The sequence below is a fragment of the Pseudoalteromonas sp. S554 genome (assembly GCF_005930865.1).
GTDB classification, from domain to species: domain Bacteria; phylum Pseudomonadota; class Gammaproteobacteria; order Enterobacterales; family Alteromonadaceae; genus Pseudoalteromonas; species Pseudoalteromonas marina.
The window spans coordinates 1-1,330 of sequence record NZ_PNDV01000101.1; the positions used below are offsets into that span (position 1 = coordinate 1).

The following is a 1,330-nucleotide window of genomic DNA, read 5'->3' on the forward strand; positions in this document are numbered from 1 at the left end:
AAAGCCGAAATAGCTAAAGTACATAGCCCACTGTTTCAAATGACTATTGCTGGAAGTGCACCTAAGCAAAACATAGATGTAAACCAAGCCGTAGTAAAAGCGCAGACCAATGCAGCAGAGCAGGCAGCACCAGTAAAAGTTAACCAAACAGTAAAAGTGGTTAACACAAAAGCCGTTGCATCACCGGCTGTTAGACGAAAAGCACGCGAGCTTGATGTTGATTTAACACAAGTGCCAGGTAGTGGTAAAAATGGACGTATCTATAAGCAAGATATAGAAGAGTTTATTAAAGGTGAAGTACCTAACAGTATTGATACATCACCGCTTAATAGCAATGTAGCCAACACACAAAGTAAAACGCAGAGCTCTGGCGTGCGTGTAGAGCCAATTAAAGGCATAAAAGCGGCGATGGCAAAACAAATGGTTGCTTCTGTTTCAACCATTCCACATTTTACATTTTGTGATGAAATAGATTTAACAGACCTTATTGCCTTAAGAGCTTCAATGAAAGAGCAATACAAAGCACAAGGCGTTAAGCTCACTATGATGCCTTTCTTTGTTAAAGCACTGTCGCTTGCGATGAAAGAATTCCCGGTTCTTAATTCTAAGGTAAATGAAGATTGCTCTGAGCTCACTTATTTTGACGATCATAATATTGGTATAGCAGTCGATTCTAAAATTGGCTTATTGGTACCAAATATTAAGTCGTGCCAAAGTAAAAATATTGTTGATGTGGCTAATGAACTTACACGCCTTACTGAGTCCGCTCGCGAAGGGCGAGTACCACCTGAAGACTTAAAAGGCGGTACTATTAGCATTTCAAACATAGGTGCAATTGGCGGCACAATTGCCACACCAATTATTAATAAACCTGAAGTTGCTATTGTAGCGCTAGGTAAATTGCAGCATTTACCACGCTTTGATGAAAACGGCCATGTTGTGAGTAAGGCCATTATGCAAGTTAGTTGGTCTGGTGATCACCGTGTTATTGATGGCGGAACAATTGCTCGCTTTAATAACTTATGGAAATCGTACTTAGAAAATCCATCGGCAATGATGATGGCAATGAGTTAAAAATATAATTGTTTAAACCTAGGGCGTGTTGATCTTTGATGGTTGAATTTGCAGCAGTATGTTTGGTTTTTAGGCAAGGCAGAGCCTATGAAGTGTGGTTATTCCCCATAAATAGGCGATAACGCAGCATAAATGCCAAACATCCGCTGCCCTTCGGGTTCTGCCTAGGGGCGATAAACTCTTTGTTACTCGGTTTTTACTTAGCCCACTAGGTTACAAACCTCGCGCCGCGATTTAATCGACCCTAGATAGAACA

General features: G+C 40.8%; 1 protein-coding gene. It reads left to right on the forward strand.

Going from position 1 to position 1,330, the window contains the following annotated elements:
- Positions 1-1,074, forward strand: a 1,074-nt coding sequence (locus CWB65_RS17800) for a 2-oxo acid dehydrogenase subunit E2 (RefSeq protein ID WP_138741128.1), incomplete at its 5' end; no start/stop codon positions are given.
- Positions 1,075-1,330: the final 256 nt, after the last annotated feature.